This window comes from Mesorhizobium sp. M2A.F.Ca.ET.043.05.1.1 (genome assembly GCF_003952445.1).
GTDB lineage: Bacteria > Pseudomonadota > Alphaproteobacteria > Rhizobiales > Rhizobiaceae > Mesorhizobium.
Window position 1 is genome coordinate 3879789 of the sequence record NZ_CP034446.1, and the last position, 17648, is coordinate 3897436.

Sequence of the window (17648 nt, forward strand, 5' to 3'; positions counted from 1 at the left end):
AAGCGCGTCACGATCTTCAGATTCGCTCCATGCACTTTGGGTTTTTTGATCTGACGCATGTCTTTATCCGGAAACCGGTTCCCACTTTCGGAAGACATGCTTTATTGTCTGCCGAAGTCGTCCAGGAATTTCTCCAGCCTCTCCCGGACCTGAGCAGGAGCTTCCCGAGTTGGGAAATGACCGACGCCCGGCAGGAGCGCACGCTCATAACCGGCGGTAAAATACGGCTCCTTGCCTTCAGAGGAATCCGGCAGAACGACGCGATCGTCATCGCCATGAAGGACCAATGTCGGCACCGAGATGGCCTCCGCCTCAATTTGCTTGCGCGCAAGTTCAGCATAGCGCGGGTCGGGATCCGCCTCGCCCCAGCGCACGCGATAGGAATGCAGCGTGACATCCGGCCAGTCGGGATTTTCGAAGGACCTCGCCACCCGTTCGAACAGCGCGTCGTCGAACCAGCCCGGGGGACTCCAACTGTCCCACTGGAAACGCGCGAAGGAGCGACCGTGCTGTCGCACGAACTCTTCGCCGCGCCCGGTCGCCATGAACCACTGATACCAGAAGGCTTTCGACTGCTCCAAAGGCGGCGTCGGAGGCGGGCCGGGCTGCCACCCCAGCGAAAGCGCCGCGCAGCATGTTATCCGTTGTGGAAAGACTGAGGCGAGCAGATAGGCGATACGCGCGCCCCAGTCATGGCCGACAACCGCGAACCGTTCGAGGCCGATGGCGTCGGCAAAGTGGAGCGCGTCCTGCGCCATGGCGGCGATCTCGCCTGAGCGCATCGTTTGATCGGAGTGGAACGAGGTCTTCCCAAAGCCGCGCAGCCATGGCGCGAAGGTTCGGAAGCCCGCGGCCTGAAGCGATGGCGCCACATCCGCAAAAGTCGTCGCATCATCCGGCCACCCATGGAGGAGCAGCACAGGCGGTCCATCCTCGGATCCACCGCTCAGATAGGCGACCCGCAAAAGCGAAGTATCGCAGAAAACAGGTTCCATGGACGCCTCCTCAGGGCCATCACACTGCAGTAGAGGCCCAACCCTGCGCAATCGGGTTCGTTGCTTTTGGCCATGAGCCGCCTCGATCCGGCGAGGGAACCAACCGCAGCCTCGCTGGTTCGGAAGCCAACAGCGGAGCCTCGCCATGCCCAATGCAGCCGAAATTCTCGTCGACACCTTGATCGCCTGGAACGTCGAAGTCGTGTTCGGGTTGCCTGGCGACGGCATAAACGGCGTCATGGAAGCGCTGCGCAAGAACCAGGACAGGATATCCTTCGTCCAGGTGCGGCACGAGGAATCGGCCGCGTTCATGGCTTGCGCCTACGCCAAATGGACAGGGAAGCTCGGGGTGTGCCTCGCAACATCCGGGCCCGGCGGCACGCATCTTCTCACCGGCCTCTACGACGCCAAGCTCGACCAGGCGCCGGTGCTGGCGATCACCGGCATGCAGTTCCATGACCTGATCGAGACTTTCACGCAGCAGGATGTCGATCTCACCCGCGTCTTCAACGACGTCAGCGTCTACAACGTCCAGGTCTCGGATGCCGCGCATATGGAGAACGTGGCAAGCCTCGCCTGCCGCACGGCGCTCGCCCGCAAGGGCGTCGCGCATCTTTCGATCGCCAGCGATGTCCAGGAACAGCCCGCCGACGCGGCCAAGCGATCCAAGCGCAACCGGCCGGCACACACGCCGCAAGACATGTTCGCCCCCCACTGCCTGGCCCAGGATGCGGAGCTGGACAAAGCGGCGGCAATCCTCAACGACGCGCGGCGCGTGGCGATCCTGGCGGGGCGCGGAGCGATCGGCGCGGCGGCCGAGCTCGAAGAAACGGCCCGGTTGCTGCAGGCGCCGATCGTCAAGGCCTTGCTTGGCAAGGCGGTGCTGCCGGACGACCATCCCTACACCACGGGCGGCATCGGCATTCTGGGCACCTTGCCATCGCAGGAGGCGATGGAGACGTGCGACGCCGTCCTCATCGTCGGCTCGACCTTCCCCTATATCGAATACTATCCGCAGCCGGGCAAAGCGCGTGGCGTCCAGATCGACTGCGACGCGCAGCGCATCGGCCTGCGCTTCCCGGTGGAGGCCGGTCTGGTCGGCGATGCGGCGGAGACCTTGCGCGCCCTCAACAAGCGGCTGCAGCAGAAGGGCGACGGCGCATTCCTTGCGACCGCGCAGAGCTCGATGCAGAAATGGCGCGAGATGATGCGCCAGTCCGAAGACGGCTTGGCCCATCCGCTCAAGCCGCAACACGTCGTGCGCGCCTTCGGCAAGCGCCTTGCCGAGAATACGGTGCTGGCGACCGATTCCGGCCAGAACACGGAACTTGCCGCGCGGCATGTCGATCTCCGCGCGGGACAGGCTTTCGGCGTTTCGGGCGCGCTCGCCTCCATGTCCTGCGGTTTGAGCTATGCGATCGCGGCCGGCATTGCCTTTCCGGGCCGGCCGGTCGCGGCGATCGTCGGCGACGGCGGGCTCGCCATGCAGCTCGGCGAGTTTTCCACGGCGGTGCGCTACGGCATCCCGCTGAAAGTCCTGGTCATCAAGAACAACATGCTGAACCAGATCGCATGGGAGCAGATGATGTTCCTCGGCAACCCGCAATTCGGCTGCGAATTGCAGCCGATCGATTTCGCCAAGGCCGCCGAGGCGATGGGCGGAAAAGGCTTCAGCATCGAGCGGGCGGAGGAGGTCGAGCGGGTGCTCGACCAGGCTTTCGCCACCAGCGGGCCGGTGATCATCGAGGCGCTGGTCGACGCCTATGAGCCGATGATGCCGCCGAAAATGCCACCCGATTACGCCAAGAACTTCCGCAAGGCGCTGCCGCAGACTCCGGGCCGCGACGAGATCGAGGAAAACGTCGCCCGGGAGCCTGCCAGGACGATGATGGAGGCAGGCGAATAGAAGGGGATTGCGATGCTTGATCTTTCCCGTGAGCGTCGACGGATGGTCGATGTTCATCTCAGCCGGCGCGGCATCCATGATCGGGAAATCCTGGCGGCGATGCGAGAGGTTCCGCGCGAAGTCTTCGTGGGCCCAGGCTATGAGGAATTCGCCTATGAGGACGGACCGCTGCCGATCGCGGAAGGACAGACGATATCGCAGCCTTACATCGTTGCCTTCATGCTGGAGATGGCGGAAGTCGGCCCAGGCGACCAGGTGCTCGAAGTCGGTACGGGATCCGGCTATGCAGCCGCCGTCATGAGCCGCATCGTCGACCATGTCTACACGATCGAACGCCACGCGCCACTGGCCGAGGACGCACGGCGACGCTTTCAAAGACTAGGCTACGGCAGCATCGAAGTGCGGATCGGCGACGGCACCAAAGGCTGGCCCGAAGCAGCACCCTTCGACGCCATCGTGGTGGCTGCGAGCGGACCGGGCGCGCCGCTGGCCTTGCAGCAGCAGCTCGACGTCGGCGGCAGGCTGGTCATTCCGGTGGGCGACGATCCCGACGAGCAGCGGCTGCTCAAGGTGACCCGCACGGGCGCATCGACCTATCGCGAGGAGGATTTCGGCGGCGTGCGCTTCGTCCCGTTGATCGGCGAACAGGGCTGGCGGGAGGAAAGCCGCCCGGCGACTGTCCGCACGACCCCACTGGCGCGCCAGCGCAGCCTGCCGGAAATGATCGCCGCGGTCGCCGAGCCGCTTTCCGACTTCGACGACCCTGCGTTTGCCGAACCATTCGACCGTTTCGCGGACCGGCGGATCGTCCTGCTCGGCGAATCCAGCCACGGCACCTCTGAATTCTACCGGGCGCGCGCGGCAATCAGCAAAAGGCTGATCGAGAGGCACGGCTTCACCATCGTCGCGGTCGAGGCCGACTGGCCCGATGCAGCGGCCATCGACCGCTATGTTCGCGGTCGAGACGCCTCGCCCGGCGCCGATCAGCCGTTCCAGCGCTTTCCAAGCTGGATGTGGCGCAACACCGATGTCGCGGCATTCGTGGAATGGCTGCGCAAGCACAATGACAAGGTCAAGGCGCTGCAACCGCAAGCAGGTTTCTACGGCCTCGACATCTACAACATGCGCGGTTCGATCGCCGCCGTCCTGGAGTATCTCGACCGCGTCGACCCGGAGGCGGCAAGGGTTGCGCGGGAACGCTATGGCTGCCTGACGCCATGGCAGACCGAGCCGTCGACCTACGGCCGCGCGGCGCTGACCAAGGGCTACCGCGAATGCGAGGAAGCTGTCCTCGAGCAGTGCCGCGACATGCTGGCGAGGCAACTCGATCATGCCGGCCGGGACGGCGAGGAACTGTTCGACGCCGCTCAGAATGCCCGGCTCGTCGCCTCCGCCGAGCAGTATTACCGCGTCATGTATTACGGCGGACCGCAATCCTGGAATCTGCGCGACACGCATATGTTCGAAACGCTGGGTCATGTGCTCGATGCACGGGGTCCCGACGCGAAGGCCGTCGTGTGGGCGCACAATTCCCACATAGGCGATGCGCGTTACACCGAAATGGGAATCTCGCGCGAGGAGGTGAATATCGGCCAGCTCTGCCGGCAGCGCTTCGGCGATGCCGCAGCTCTCATCGGTTTCGGCACGCATACGGGCACGGTCGCCGCGGCGACCGACTGGGACGGCGAGATGGAAATCAAGTCGGTGCGGCCATCGCGAGAGGACAGCTACGAGCGGCTCTGCCACGACGCCGGCATCGGAGGGTTCCTGCTTGACCTAGGACGCGACCCGAACCTGCGCGACCGGCTGACCGAGCGCCGCCTGGAGCGGTTCATCGGCGTGATCTACCGGCCGGAAACCGAACTGCACAGCCACTATGCCGACGCTTCGCTGGCGCGGCAATTCGATGCCTTTGTCTGGTTCGACGAGACCAGCGCGGTCACGCCGCTCGGACCCGAACACGCCGCTGAAGGCATGCCGGAAACCTATCCGTTCGGCGTCTGACGCCGGAACATTCTGCGCCGCTTCCCGTTCGAAGGACATAACGAGGAACGACCATGAGCGGTAACCAGCACCCGAAATCGAAAAAACCGAGCGATGCCGATATGGGCAATGATCCCGGCATTGGAACCTCCAAGGGCACCATCAAGGAAGGCGACGAGCTGGAGCACGGCGAGAACACAGTCGAAGGTGATGTCGAGAACGACACCACCGACGCGGGTGGCATCAACCCGCGCCAGAAGGTTCGCACGAACAAATAAACCCAGAAACAACACCGATCAACATAGCTGATACCTTAATTTTGTTCGGTATACATCAACATTGATGAACAAAATCCGCACCAGAGCAGAGACCTTTGGAACATCCGATAGAATTTCTTGTTGATTTATATCGCAATCAGGCGATCAACAGGAGATCCTTACCATGATCAAACTTCTTTCCGCATCGGTTCTTGCAATTGTCCTGGCGACTTCCGCGATGGCACAAACGAGCGGCTCGGGCACCGGGGACGGCACCAACGGCACCGGCGCTACCACAGGCACCACTGGCACCGGCGCCGCAACAGGCACGGGCAGCAGCAACGGCACGATCGATCCAAACGCCACCAACAGCACGAACAGCACCAAGTCCAACGGCGCAAACGACCGCTGCAAGGACGCGGCCGGCAACGACACGGACAACAATACCGCTACCGGCAACACCACATCCAATATGCAGAACTGCAACAAGTAAGCCTGTAGTCCGTTCACGCCGAAGGGCCCGCCTTTCTCAGAAGCGGGCCCATCTTTCTTGGGCGATCGCGTGCTGGAGCACTTCCCTCTACATGCCGCGGTCGGGGACATAGAGGCAGAAGGAGTGCTGCGACTTCATATCGCCACCCGGCTTGCATTCGTGAAAGTTTTCGTCGCGCGATCGCTTTATGCGGTGGTCGCTATAGGGGATCAACTCGCCGGTCGAAAGCTGGTAGCCGTATTTCGTCTCTTTCACATCCGAAGGCGGTGCCTGGTAGCAATCCACCCCAGCGCAGCAGGAAGGGTCATACTGCCAGCCCGCCGGCGCCTGGTGGCCCGATGCCGGGACGCAAAGGAAGCTCGCCAGGACACTTGCCGTCAGAGGAAGCCATGCCCGCCGACGGAGTGGACGTAGCCCAACCGCGGCTGCCCGTTCTCGCAGATGCTTGCTTAATGCTGTTTTGTTCATAACCGATCCGCCGTGGTTGCGGCAGCTCCGGACGGGTCCAGAGCCTCACGATCCGCCGCCGGATCGTCGGCGGCGGCTATTCCCCGAACTTAGAAGTCATAGCTATGTTCCATCGCGTCTGCGGCGCCGTTCATTCCTTCACATAGGCGCCGGGCTGACGACCGCTCCTGGGCGCCTTTGCGTCCTTGGAATGCTCAGCCACGGATGGACCGGCGCCTGAGCTTTTTTCGGTCGCCGGGCTCGGCGTCGATTGCCGCGGCGGATTGCGGCCTTCCGATTGGTGGGTCTTGTCCTCGACCTCGCCCTGTTTGCGGCTAAGGCCTGGATCGACGTGAGGTCTTTCGTTGCCGGCGGCGTCCTGGGAAAAATCGTCGCTCGGATCCGGATCGGTATTCGCCGGATATTTCGTGGCGCCCGTCTCGCGACGGTTCTGGGTGTTGTTCATGACTGATCTCCGGTTGATGGAAGAAAACACCGGCGCGAGGACGGAGTTCCCAACTCCCGGGGCAGCCGAAACAAAGTCCTCGGTGGAACAAACCTTCCGCCTCCCGATTAGACGCGAGCGGTGGAGCTCAGCCGCGAGAGGAGCCGGGCATGGACAGGGAAGAACGGATCAGGCAGCGCGCCCACGAGATATGGGAACGCGAAGGCAGACCCGAAGGACGCCAGCAGGAACACTGGGATCAGGCCGTCCAGGAGATCGAGTCGGAAGGTTCGGAGGCCGAGCGCGGTCCGGTGGCGCCCGATCCCGCTGTTGGGGTCGGCTCGGACCCGGCCGCCAACCGGCCAGGGGGCTGAAGCCGCTGATGCGCCGTATCATATTCGCAGTCGGCCTTCTGGTGATCGTTCTGGTCGCCCTCTGGCTGTGGGCTGGCCAGAATGGTGGGCGTCCGGCCGGCGGTGCCCAGCAGCCCTCGCCGCACGCTATCGACCAGAATGGCTGAGACGATGAGGCGCTTCATCGCGCGGCGGTGTCGCCGGCCTTGTGCCGCCTTGCCTTGGCTGGAACGAGCCGGCCCGCGTTGGCGCGCAGGCCTCTGAAGAACTCCTCCACATAGGGCAGCAGTTCGAACAGCACGATAATGACCATCACGGCGGCAATATATGTCACCGGCAGCTGCTCCTGCTTCCAGGTCAGATCGAAGCGAGCCTTTTCCGTTCCGGCGCCAAACAGCGCCAGGAATTGCCCCCAATGCAGCGCCACCACGATGACCACGCCCATCAGCGGGATCATCTCCAGGAAGCTGTGCACATGCTGCTCGATCGGGCTCACCGTGCGCGCCGTGGTCGCGTAGCGCACGTCCCACATCGCTGTCGCTTCATGGACAAAGAAGGTGACGATCATCACCGCGATGACCAGGGCGTTCACCTCGAGGAACATTGCCGCAAGCAGCGGGATCCCGACCTCGGCGAACATCAGCAGATGGATGAGCGATTCCTTCGCGCCAGTCGTGGATTCTATGTGGGTCGCGCGGTGGCAGAGCCAGTCGGCAAAACCCGCGATCAGCCAGACCGGCAAGACGAAATACATCAGGATGAGGACCATCGGATCGTCAAGCACGGCTGCCCCCCTATCTATCGCCATTGTCCGCGTCCCGCTTCAGCTTTGCCGCCTCGCGATCGAGCACGTTCGGATCGTTTCCGTATTTCAGGATCAGCGCCAGCGCCAACCCGCTTGGAATTCCCGCTCTTTCCGCGAGGTCGCGGACACGTTCGGCATTCTCACGCTCGTTATCGTCCTTGGAGGCTTCGCCGTTCGATGTCATGGTCCTGGTTCCCGGCCAAGTCCCGCCTCGTGCCGAACCGCAGGACGGCGCAATGGTTCCATGCTGCCGGATCGGATCGAAGCGCATGCAGCAAACGGCCGGAACGGTTCACCCGTCGCTGCGTTCTAACATCTGGCTTCCCTGCGGCCTCACTGTCATGCGCGCCGATGTCGGCGCGGCATGGTCCAGGGCTGCGGTCTCACCGCGTCGGAATGCTATTGACGGAGTTCGTGTGTGCGAAACCTCAGGGGACTTCACCTCTTGATCGCGGAGGACGAGTGGCTGCTCGCCAGCGATCTCGCGACCTTCTTCGCTGACATGGGCGCGATCATCCTGGGACCGGTGGCGACGCTGGAACAGGCCGGACGACATGCCAGAGCAGCCGAGGCCGCGATCCTGGACATCGACTTGCACGGCCGCAAGATTTTCCCGGTGGCGGACGAACTGATGCTGCGCAACGTGCCCTTCGTGTTCTTCAGCGGATATGACGACATCGCCATCCCCGAGCATTTGCGTTTCGCCAGCAGCCTGAGCAAGTCCTCGAACCGCGTGAGCCTGGTCGATGCGTTGTTCCCGCCGGAGCCCTCCGCAGAGCCGGCGACCGTCATGCAGCCGGTGTCCGCGGCCGAGGACGTCGTCGCGCTGCTGCCCAAGCTCCGGCTTACCGCACGTCTGCTGCTGGACGATGCCGGAGCCTCCGACCGCCTTGTCGAGCACACTCTGGAACAGGCGCTTGAGGACATCGACAAAAGGCCCGAGGACTCGTCCATTGCCGACTGGCTGAACGCCATCATGCGCAGGATAGCGCAGTTGCGCGGAGCTTCTCTTCTGCACTGATCATCTCTGCACTGATGGTCGGGCAGCCGAGCCGCCGGCGACCTGCGCTCGCCGGGCGACCAGCACGTCTCAATGCGTAAATCGGCTTCTGAGCCAGGCGAGGATCCGGCTGCCTCTTACGATCCGGCGCACCCGCGCGGCGGCCCAGTTGGCCTGCATGGTCGCGCCGGCATGGCAACTGCAGACCACGTCATGCAATTGCCAATCGGACAGTTCGAAAAAGCGCTTCGCCTCGCCATAGGTGTCCGATTGCAACCCGGCCGCGCGCAGCAGCGGATCATCGAAGGCGACCGCGAGCGCGGAGCCATCCGCCCGCACCCGCTCACGGACGCCGGGATCGACATATTCGGTGCCCGTCAGCGCCGAGAGGCAGCGCTGGGGATTGCGGTCGAGCAGTTCCGCCCACCGCTCGATCCGCTGCCTTCTCGTCGAAACGGGAATCAAGCCGAGCCGGTCGACGATTGCCACCGATTGAAGTTCGTATGAGGTTTGATGCTTCATTGCTGTCTCCTGTGGTTGTGGCGGCGACATCTGCACGGCGGCGCGGCAGGTTCTGCCGGGGCCTGAAGCCCACGCCTGAGAGGGACAGGCGCGGGCCGGCCAGGTGTTGCCCACCCGTCTTCAACAGACGCCTCTTGGAGTAGCGTCTGAGGCGAACCCGAACTGCCAGCGATCTCCTATGTTCCAGCCATCTCTTGGGACGTCGGGCAGGCGCTTGAACCGGCAGCGATGGAACATCGCGCGAACTGCATTGTTAAACATCTGAACGGTCGCTGAACCGCGATGGCGCCATCACCGCAACGGAACGGTTCTTACAGCCCAATCTGGAGGCTCGTCGCGGAATGGCCCGTTCCAAAGGCCCAACGAACAACCACAACATCATCGTCATCGGCGCTTCGGCCGGCGGGATCGAGCCTCTGAAGCGGATCGTCGCCGATCTGCCCGCCGATCTGCCGGCGGCCGTGTTCGTGGTGGTGCATGTCGGCCAGGTCAGCTACCTGCCCGATATCCTCGACCGCGCGGGGAGGCTCGAAGCGCAGCCGGCCAGGAACGGCGCGGCGTTCACGATGGGTTGCATCTATGTGGCGCCGCCAGGCTTCCATCTTCTTCTTCACGATGGCCATATGATGCTGCGGCGCGGCCCGCGCGAAAACCTCGCCCGGCCGGCCATCGACCCATTGTTCCGCTCGGCGGCGCTGAGCTACGGCGCCAGCGTCATCGGCGTGCTGCTGTCGGGCTCGCTTTCCGACGGCACCGCCGGGTTGAGGGCCGTCAAGGCCGTCGGCGGGCTGGCGGTCGTTCAGCATCCCAAAGACACGCTGGTGCCTTCCATGGTGGAAAGCGCGCTGCATTATGTCGAGGTTGACCACTGTGTGCCCGCCGCAGAGGTCGGCCCCTTGCTGGCAAAGCTGGCGGATGAGCCCGCCGGCGAAACTTTCGCAGCCCCACCGGCAGTCAGACTGGAGGCGGCCATCGCCGCGCAGGAGCATTCGACCATGAAAGACGCGGATCGACTTGGCGAGTTGTCGGTGTTTACATGCCCGGAATGCCACGGGCCACTGTGGGAGATCGAAGACGGTGACATGTTGCGCTATCGGTGCCATACCGGGCATGCCTTCACCGCCGACGCGGTGATGGAGGCTCAGGCGCTCGAGGCGGACGAGATCCTGTGGGGTCTGCTTCGCTCGCATCAGCAGCGGGCGGCGTTTGCCCGGCGCATGGCCGAGCGAGAAAAGACACGGCGTCGCTCCGAACTGGCAAATCAGTTCGGCCAGCGGGCGCAGGAATACGAAGCGGATGCCGCCGTCATCGAGCGCATCCTTGAGAGCAGGCGAGCACGGTTAGGCGGCAATGGCGCGGGCGGCGAGGAAGACAGGCACCACAAGAGCTAAGGCTAGCGACGCGCGCGAGGCCACAACGGAGGGGGCACCTTTCCCGATTATCGGCATCGGCGCGTCGGCCGGCGGCATCGCGGCCCTGCAACGGTTCTTTCCCGAAGTGCCGGCCGAAAGCGGCTTTGCCTATGTGGTCATTCAACATCTCGATGCCGAGCACGAAAGCGTTCTCGCCAGCATCATCCAGCGGTCGACCTCAATCGAGACGCTGACGGCGGCCGAAGACATGGAGATCGAGCCCGACAAGATCTACGTCACGCCGCCCGGTGTATCGGTGACGGTGCGTGGCCAGCATTTCCATATGGCCAAAATGGCCACGACGCGCGCCAGGCGGACGCCGATCGACGATTTCTTCACCTCGCTGGCGCAGGAGCAGTCGGAGAATGCAGCGGGAGTGATCCTGTCCGGCACTGGCAGCGACGGTACCATCGGGCTGAGAGCCATCAAGGAACGCGGCGGCCTGACCTTGGCGCAGGAAAGCGCCGAGTATGACGGCATGATGCGCAGCGCCGTCCAGAGCGGCCTGGTCGACATGGTGCTTCCGGCCGAGGAAATGGCGGGCAAGCTCACCAGCTATTTCCGCCACGCCAACCACACCGATGGCGAGCGCGACCGCCGCAAGCGCGATGTCGCCGAGCAGCTTTCCCGCATCGCGGCGCTGCTTCGCGTGCGCACCGGCCATGATTTCAGCGGCTACAAGGACAACACGATCCTGCGCCGCATCCAGCGCCGGATGCAGGTGCTGCAGATCGACGACCCGATAGCCTTTTACGAGCGGCTGCGCGACGAGCCGCAGCAGGTCGATCTGCTCTTCCAGGACCTGCTGATCGGCGTCACCAGCTTCTTTCGCGACGAGCACGCCTTCGATGTGCTGGAAAGACTGGTCATTCCCCGGCTGTTCGAGAACCGAAAGCCCGACGAGACGATCCGTGTATGGGTGCCCGGCTGTGCGACGGGCGAAGAGGCCTATTCGATCGCCATGCTCTTGAAGGAGAGCGCTCCGCGGGGCGCCGCCTCGCCCAATCTGCAGATTTTCGCCACCGATATCGACGAGCGTGCGCTGGAGGTGGCCCGCGCCGGGCGCTATCCTGCAACGATCGCCACGGACATAACGCCGAAGCGGCTCAAGGAGTTCTTCTCGCGCGAGGACGGCACTTACCGCGTTTCGGCCGATCTGCGCGAGGTCTGTCTGTTTTCCTCGCACAACCTGTTGCGCGACCCGCCCTTCTCCAAGCTCGACCTGATCACCTGCCGGAACCTCCTGATCTATATGGGCCCGGAACTGCAGGAAAAAATCATTCCAATCTTCCACTACGCTCTGCGCAACAACGGCTATCTCTTTCTCGGATCCTCGGAGAACGTCACGCGGCACGCCCGCCTGTTCTCCACCGTGGACAAGGGCAGCCGCATCTTCCAGAAGCGTGGCGGGATGAACCCGCAGCGTTTGCCGGAATTCCCGCTCGCCGCCGCCGCCAGGCACACCGTGCCGAATACACGACAGCGGGCGACGAACGGAACCTTGCAGGAAGTGGCGGAGCGTCTTCTCGTCGAGCGATTTGCGCCGGCCTATGTGGTGGTCAACGCCGGCGGCGAATTGATGCATAGTTCGGGCGGCACCGGCAAATATCTCGAGCTCGCCGCGGGCGCCCCCGACCACAACGTCTTTTCCATGGCAAGGCGGGGCCTTCGCATGGACCTGCGCGCGGCGCTCCACAAGGCGGCCAGCACAGGACAGGTGGCGATCCAGAACAAGATCACCGTCGGCACCAATGGCGGCCGGCAGACGATCAGCCTTGCCGTGCAACCGTTGCCCGCCGACGGCTCGGCGGACCCGCTCTACATGCTGGTCTTCCGAGACATCGGCGGCATCAAGGCGGAGTCGGAGGACGAGCCCGTCCACACGACCGACGATGTCGAAAGCGCCAATGTCAGCCAGCTCGAAAGGGAGCTGAGGGAAACCAAGGAGCGGCTGCAGATCACCACGGAGGAACTCGAATCCTCCAATGAGGAGCTGAAATCCTCCAACGAGGAACTGTCGTCGATCAACGAGGAGCTGCAGTCGTCCAACGAGGAACTGGAAACCTCGAAGGAGGAGCTGCAGTCGATCAATGAGGAACTGCAGACGGTCAATGCCGAGCTCAACATTCGCGTCGACGAGCTCAGCCGCGCCAACAACGACATGGCCAACCTGCTCGAAAGCACGCAGATCGCCACCGTCTTCCTCGACCGCGACCTCTGCATCAAGAGCTTCACGCCGACCGCCCGCGACCTTTTCCGCCTGGTCGAGAGCGATGTCGGTCGGCCGCTGGCGCATGTGCGGCCGCGCTTCCCCGCCGACGGGCTGCAGGCCGACATGGAGCAGGTGCTGCTGAGGCTTGGCACGATCGAGCGGCAGGTCGAGGGTACCGACAGCGGCCGGCGCTACATCATGCGCGTCCTGCCCTATCGCACCGTCGACAACGTGATTGCCGGCGTCGTCGTCACTTTCGTCGATGTCACGCAGATCGCGCGGGCAGAGGAAAAGATCGGCGTGCTCTCGCACGACCTGCGCAACCGCGTCGAAAGCCTTGAAACCCTGCTCGACCTGGTGCCGGTCGGCATCTTCATCGCCGAAGACGGCGACGGCGCGGAGATCCGCGCCAACCGCCGCGCGGTGGAACTCCTGGGGCAGCACTCCACCGGCGACAAGCTCATTTCAGTTCCCGCCATCCTGCCGCTGACGCTCAACGGCGTTAAGGTGGATGCTGAGGAGCAGCCTCTGCGAAAGGCGATTCGCACCGGAAAACCTATCCCCGGCTACGAAGCGCAAATCCTGCATGAGAATGGCTCGGGCATCGACGTGATGATGTCGGCCAACCCGCTTTTCGACGAAAACGGTAAGGTCCGCGGCGCCATCGCGACCCTTGTCGACATATCGAGCCACAAGGAGGCAGAGCGCAGCCAGGAGAGATTGCTGCACGAACTGCAACATCGCGTGAAGAACATCCTGGCCACAGTCACCGCGCTGGCTTCACGCATGGTTGGCACATCGAGTTCAATCGGTGATTTCTTTTCCTCGTTCCAGCAGCGGCTGCAGGCAATGGGTCGAACGCACGAGGTGCTGTCTTCCTACAACTGGCGCGATGCCGATCTCGAGCAGCTGCTGCGGGCGGTTCTAACGCCCTACAGCAGCAAGCTTCGCCAGAACATCGTCATTGACGGAAAATCACTGCAGCTCGGCGCAAGCGTGGCCGCGACACTTGGCATGGTGTTCTTCGAGCTTGCCAGCAATGCAGCGAAATATGGGGCGCTCTCGACTGAGGACGGCCGCGTCGAAGTGGCCTGGAGGACCGACAAATCCGGCGTTCTGTCAATCCGATGGAAGGAAATCGGCGGGCCTGCCGTAGACGAGCCGAAGCGACTGAATTTCGGAACAAGCTTTATCAAGCAAAGTTTAGAGTATGAGCTTGGCGGGAAGGTCGACCTGCGGTTCGAGCCCTCCGGGCTCGAGTGCGACATCCAGATACCGTTGGTCCCCGCCACGGAACGTTGATATCCTCGCGCTGGGTGCCAGGAATGAACACAAATACACTCTTGTCCGGTCTTAAAGTCCTGGTGGTTGAGGACGTGTTTATGCTGGCACAAGATCTTGCCGACCAGTTGACCGGTGCGGGATGCACCGTGATCGGACCGGTGCCCACGGTTCAACAGGCGCTGGAGCAAGCGGACAGTATCGCCCTGGATGGTGCCGTGCTGGATGTGAATCTTCGCGGCGAGCGCAGCTTTCCTTTGGCCGAGCATCTGGCGCGTGGCGGCGTGCCTTTCATTTTCCTCACCGGGTACGACAGCGTCACCGTGTTTCCCGATCAATTCAGGGAAGCGCAGAAGCTAACCAAGCCCGTCGACTACAAGATGCTGATCGAGGCGGTGTCGCGGTTCCGCAAAGGTGATGCCGCGTCGGGCTGAAGTCCAGCTTGGGCTCGTTGAATTGGCCCGATCTATTGCTCGGCTCGATCTGCTACCAATTGGCTCGCCAGTTCGACCAGATGCCGGATCGGCGCCGGCTTGGGCACATAAGGCGCGCCGTGGAAGATCGGCGACTGGAACTCCGGATCGTAGCCCGAATGGACGACGAAAGGCACCCCCGCTTCCTTGAGGCGGGCGGCGGTGACACCGCGCTGGCCATCGAGCAGTTGGATATCGATAATGGCAAGGTCCGGCCTGTGATCGTCCAGCCAAGTCGCGGCTGCCCGCTCGGACGCCACGCACGCCGCCTCGAAACCTCGCTCCTTCAGGCCATTCGCCACGTCCGACGCAATCAGATATTCGTCTTCAATGATCAGTGCCAAGGGCGCTGCCATGGCGACCTCCTATGACAGGCGCATTTGTTCCGGACGCACGACTGATCGTACTCCCCCGGCCGCGGAAACGCACCACGCTTTGCTTCGGAGCGGTTTCGAGTTCCCCAACAGGATTTGGACCGGCCTGGTTCAACCCCGTCTCCTGGTGAAGTTCAATCACGTCGGGGTGGGACAAGGCCGCGCGGGCGTCAAGCAGGCGAAGGAACTCAGGTCTCAGCCCGTCGCCTCGTGAACTCGCAAGCGCATGCAGTGACATGAGGGAACGCATCATATTACCTTTCACAGATGCCGCCTCCCTCACATTGCGGCGGTTGCCCTTTCCTGCCTTGCTTCTTCGAAATCGACCGACACGACGACAGCGCCGTCGCCGCCACGAACCCGAACCGCCCAGCCGTCCTGAATGGGTTCGGCCGCATCGTCGAGCAGATCGATCGCCGAGCGCAGCGCTTCATGACGAACTGCTTCGAGGTCGGGCAATTCGACGCCCTCGAGCCGCCTCACACTGCCACCCTCGCGATATTCGAATGTGTACGGACCCTGGTCCGTATCGCTTGGCCGCTCGGCGCCAGGCCGGCCTGCGGTCACCCTCCCCTCCGGTCCGTCTCGTTCTGAGGGGCCACCGAAAGCGGCGCATTGAAGCATCATCTCCCTGGCGCGATCGACAAGCCCGGCGTCGCCGAGCAACGGATCGGACACGACCATGGTGACAGCGATGCTTTCCCCGCCCTCACCAAGAAACTCGACCGTGGCGCCTTTGGGACTTGCATGTATCGCTGTGTCGAGAACTTGCATCGCTGCCTCTCTGTCCTGGTATCGAGGATAAAAAGCTCCGCTGGTCCCGAAAGTTCCGTCCGAGCTCAGGAATCCAATTTCCGAAAACCGGTCCTGACGCTCCTGTAATGCCCGTGATGAATGCGCTGAGCTCGCTGGCAACTCATTCCTCGCTTGAGGGCCGGTTGGAACAGCGGGGCCGGATGCAGGTTTTGGGAATAAAGGAGGCGCCGAATGTCACCCAACCCACGCACCCCGGCCGAGGCCCGCGGCGAAATCCAGGCCGGCAGGACGCAGGACAAGACACCCGGATTCGACCCGGCGGCGGCACCGCAGGAAGCAGACGCGGAAGCCGGTGCTGTCTCGACGTCCGCCGCGCCGGCCGAGCCGCGCAAACCGAACTTCACCAATCAGGCGAGCTTTGCCAACGCGATGCGACCGCCGGAGAACGCGCCAGACCTCGAGCCGCGCAGGAATGGGCCGGTCCTGGTCATCGTGGCGCTGGTTGTCCTGGCCGCGGTCGCCTTCCTGTTCGCCGCGGCACTCCGCTAGCAAGGGAAGGAACATCATTCGCCGTCCCAGGTTTGATAGCGCAAGGAGGTTATTGCGATGCCGAGCTTGAGAAGTTTGTTTCGCCATCTGTGGCGCTGGAAAGCACAGCCTGCGACCGACCCCTCTCCAGTGGACGCCATTGTGCGGCTGCTGCGCGACGCCGAGAAGCAGCGCGGATCCCGCCGTTCGGAATGACCAAGCATCCTGACGGTTATGTCTCCGGTGGATCGAGCGATCGCCGGAGTCACTCCTCGTCAAAGATATGCTCGTGGATGATGCCGAGGATCTGCAGCTTCACCGTTTCCCGCGCCTCGGGCTTCACGAAGGGCATCAGCAGATCGACCGTCTCCTCCACCCGGCGCGGCAGGTCGGCGCTCGGATCGCTCAGATAGCTGCCATGGGCATAGAGGTTTTCGGTCAGCTTCTTGTTCAGGTCGGAAAAGAGTCCCATGGCGATTGCTCCTTGCCGATCCAACAGCCAGAGCGCCCACGCGGTTCCCTCGGCCGAAGGCATTGCAGTTTCGGCGTGCTGAAATCCTCCGATCCCAAGGAACATTCGGTCCAACCGGATGTTCGGCCGAACCACTCAGGAGGATCGAATGGGAAACGGGAAACTGGCGGTCGTCACCGGCGCCTCGAGCGGCATCGGCAGGGAGCTCGCGAAACTCTGCGCCAAGGACGGCTACGATCTGGTCATCGTCGCCGATGAGCCGGCCATCGAGCAGGCCGCGGAGGCGCTCCGATCGCACGGCGTCTCGGTCGATGCGGTGGAGGCCGACCTTGCACGCGAGAACGGCGCCGACAAATTGATCGCCGAGATCGGCGACCGCGACATCGATCTCCTGTTCCTCAACGCGGGGCGCGGCCTGGGCCGGGGCTTTGTCGACCGGGATTGGAACGAGGCACGCCGCGTCATCGACACCAACATCATCGGCACGGTCTATTTGGCCCATCGGCTCGGCCGCAAGATGGTCGGACGCGGTCGCGGCCGGATCCTGTTCACAGGCTCGATCGCCGGCTTCACGCCTGGCACATTCCAGGCGGTCTACAACGGCACCAAGGCGTTCACCGATTCCTTCGCCATCGCGCTGCGTCATGAGCTGAAGGACAGCGGCGTGAGCGTCACCGTGCTGATGCCGGCGCCACGCAGACGCGCTTCTTCGAGCGCGCCGACATGATGGATACCGAAATCGGGGTGCAAGAGAAGGACAATCCCGCCGATGTGGCCAGGGACGGCTACGACGCCTTGATGGCCGGCGAGGAGCAAGTGATCAGCGGCTGGAAGAACAAGATGCAGGTCGCCGCCGCCCATGTCACACCGGCCGGCACACTGGCCGAACAGCACCGCAACACAGCCGAATCGGGTTCGGCGAAGAATGGCTGAA

20 protein-coding genes and 1 pseudogene are annotated in these 17648 nt (G+C 63.3%); 12 read left to right on the forward strand and 9 right to left on the reverse strand.

All coding sequences use genetic code 11. From position 1 onward, the window contains the following. Nucleotides 1-101: 101 nt before the first annotated feature. The gene (locus EJ069_RS18940) at nt 102-1235 is read right to left on the reverse strand and encodes an alpha/beta hydrolase (RefSeq protein WP_348639329.1); all 1134 of its coding nucleotides are present in this window, start codon (nt 1233-1235) and stop codon (nt 102-104) included. Here EJ069_RS18940 and EJ069_RS18945 point away from each other — a divergent pair. The 4 genes from EJ069_RS18945 (at nt 1141) to EJ069_RS18960 (ending at nt 5634) form a co-directional block, all read left to right on the forward strand. Then, nucleotides 1141-2901: a thiamine pyrophosphate-dependent enzyme gene (locus EJ069_RS18945; RefSeq protein WP_126062602.1), complete on the forward strand. Its 1761-nt coding sequence runs from the start codon at nt 1141-1143 to the stop codon at nt 2899-2901. The two genes, EJ069_RS18940 and EJ069_RS18945, sit on opposite strands and share 95 nt — an antisense overlap. Nucleotides 2902-2913: 12 nt before the next feature. Then, nucleotides 2914-4905, forward strand: a complete 1992-nt coding sequence (locus EJ069_RS18950) for a protein-L-isoaspartate(D-aspartate) O-methyltransferase (protein ID WP_126062603.1) — start codon at nt 2914-2916, stop codon at nt 4903-4905. A 53-nt stretch (nt 4906-4958) separates the two neighbouring features. After that, nucleotides 4959-5162: a hypothetical protein gene (locus EJ069_RS18955; protein WP_126062604.1), complete on the forward strand. Its 204-nt coding sequence runs from the start codon at nt 4959-4961 to the stop codon at nt 5160-5162. 163 nt (nt 5163-5325) lie between these two features. Beyond that, nucleotides 5326-5634, forward strand: coding sequence for a hypothetical protein (locus tag EJ069_RS18960; protein WP_126062605.1), 309 nt, complete (start codon nt 5326-5328; stop codon nt 5632-5634). An 87-nt stretch (nt 5635-5721) separates the two neighbouring features. Here EJ069_RS18960 and EJ069_RS32820 read toward each other — a convergent pair whose 3' ends face one another. Continuing rightward, nucleotides 5722-5889 carry a hypothetical protein gene (locus EJ069_RS32820; RefSeq protein WP_189341784.1) on the reverse strand — a complete coding sequence of 56 codons (168 nt, stop codon included), beginning with the start codon at nt 5887-5889 and terminating at the stop codon, nt 5722-5724. Between the two features lie 343 nt (nt 5890-6232). Continuing rightward, complete coding sequence (locus EJ069_RS18965; protein WP_126062606.1) at nt 6233-6547, reverse strand: hypothetical protein; 315 nt, start codon at nt 6545-6547, stop codon at nt 6233-6235. Between the two features lie 149 nt (nt 6548-6696). On the opposite strand from EJ069_RS18965, the gene EJ069_RS18970 reads away from it, so the two are divergent. Then, the gene (locus EJ069_RS18970) at nt 6697-6900 is read left to right on the forward strand and encodes a DUF2934 domain-containing protein (RefSeq protein WP_095819879.1); all 204 of its coding nucleotides are present in this window, start codon (nt 6697-6699) and stop codon (nt 6898-6900) included. 8 nt (nt 6901-6908) lie between these two features. Further along, a complete protein-coding gene (locus EJ069_RS32825; RefSeq protein ID WP_189341821.1) occupies nt 6909-7046 on the forward strand; it encodes a hypothetical protein in 138 nt (45 codons plus the stop codon). 14 nt (nt 7047-7060) lie between these two features. On the opposite strand, the gene EJ069_RS18975 is transcribed toward EJ069_RS32825, so the two are convergent. Continuing rightward, nucleotides 7061-7663: a diguanylate cyclase gene (locus EJ069_RS18975; protein ID WP_126062607.1), complete on the reverse strand. Its 603-nt coding sequence runs from the start codon at nt 7661-7663 to the stop codon at nt 7061-7063. Between the two features lie 10 nt (nt 7664-7673). Then, nucleotides 7674-7868 carry a hypothetical protein gene (locus EJ069_RS18980; protein ID WP_126062608.1) on the reverse strand — a complete coding sequence of 65 codons (195 nt, stop codon included), beginning with the start codon at nt 7866-7868 and terminating at the stop codon, nt 7674-7676. Between the two features lie 261 nt (nt 7869-8129). Between EJ069_RS18980 and EJ069_RS18985 the strand changes: the two genes are divergently transcribed. Then, a complete protein-coding gene (locus EJ069_RS18985; RefSeq protein ID WP_245456181.1) occupies nt 8130-8705 on the forward strand; it encodes a response regulator in 576 nt (191 codons plus the stop codon). Nucleotides 8706-8774: 69 nt separating this feature from the next. On the opposite strand, the gene EJ069_RS18990 is transcribed toward EJ069_RS18985, so the two are convergent. Next, nucleotides 8775-9206, reverse strand: coding sequence for a hypothetical protein (locus tag EJ069_RS18990; RefSeq protein WP_126062610.1), 432 nt, complete (start codon nt 9204-9206; stop codon nt 8775-8777). Between the two features lie 341 nt (nt 9207-9547). On the opposite strand from EJ069_RS18990, the gene EJ069_RS18995 reads away from it, so the two are divergent. The 3 genes from EJ069_RS18995 to EJ069_RS19005 are packed head-to-tail and all read left to right on the forward strand — an operon-like array spanning nt 9548 to nt 14545. Then, the gene (locus tag EJ069_RS18995; RefSeq protein WP_126062611.1) at nt 9548-10597 is read left to right on the forward strand and encodes a chemotaxis protein CheB; all 1050 of its coding nucleotides are present in this window, start codon (nt 9548-9550) and stop codon (nt 10595-10597) included. Further along, nucleotides 10557-14132, forward strand: coding sequence for a CheR family methyltransferase (locus tag EJ069_RS19000; protein ID WP_126062612.1), 3576 nt, complete (start codon nt 10557-10559; stop codon nt 14130-14132). The genes EJ069_RS18995 and EJ069_RS19000 overlap by 41 nt, the downstream gene beginning before the upstream one ends. A 23-nt stretch (nt 14133-14155) precedes the next feature. After that, nucleotides 14156-14545: a response regulator gene (locus EJ069_RS19005; protein ID WP_126062613.1), complete on the forward strand. Its 390-nt coding sequence runs from the start codon at nt 14156-14158 to the stop codon at nt 14543-14545. 32 nt (nt 14546-14577) lie between these two features. Here the strand turns inward: EJ069_RS19005 and EJ069_RS19010 are convergent, their stop codons facing one another. Both EJ069_RS19010 and EJ069_RS19015 read right to left on the reverse strand, forming a co-directional pair. Next, nucleotides 14578-14940, reverse strand: coding sequence for a response regulator (locus tag EJ069_RS19010; RefSeq protein WP_126062614.1), 363 nt, complete (start codon nt 14938-14940; stop codon nt 14578-14580). Nucleotides 14941-15237: 297 nt separating this feature from the next. Next, nucleotides 15238-15732 carry a hypothetical protein gene (locus EJ069_RS19015; RefSeq protein WP_126062615.1) on the reverse strand — a complete coding sequence of 165 codons (495 nt, stop codon included), beginning with the start codon at nt 15730-15732 and terminating at the stop codon, nt 15238-15240. A gap of 213 nt (nt 15733-15945) precedes the next feature. On the opposite strand from EJ069_RS19015, the gene EJ069_RS19020 reads away from it, so the two are divergent. Further along, a complete protein-coding gene (locus tag EJ069_RS19020; protein WP_126062616.1) occupies nt 15946-16263 on the forward strand; it encodes a hypothetical protein in 318 nt (105 codons plus the stop codon). Between the two features lie 244 nt (nt 16264-16507). Here EJ069_RS19020 and EJ069_RS19025 read toward each other — a convergent pair whose 3' ends face one another. Next, the gene (locus EJ069_RS19025) at nt 16508-16714 is read right to left on the reverse strand and encodes a hypothetical protein (protein ID WP_126062617.1); all 207 of its coding nucleotides are present in this window, start codon (nt 16712-16714) and stop codon (nt 16508-16510) included. A gap of 148 nt (nt 16715-16862) precedes the next feature. On the opposite strand from EJ069_RS19025, the pseudogene EJ069_RS19030 reads away from it, so the two are divergent. After that, nucleotides 16863-17647 (forward strand): annotated as a pseudogene (locus EJ069_RS19030) (SDR family NAD(P)-dependent oxidoreductase). Nucleotide 17648: the final 1 nt, after the last annotated feature.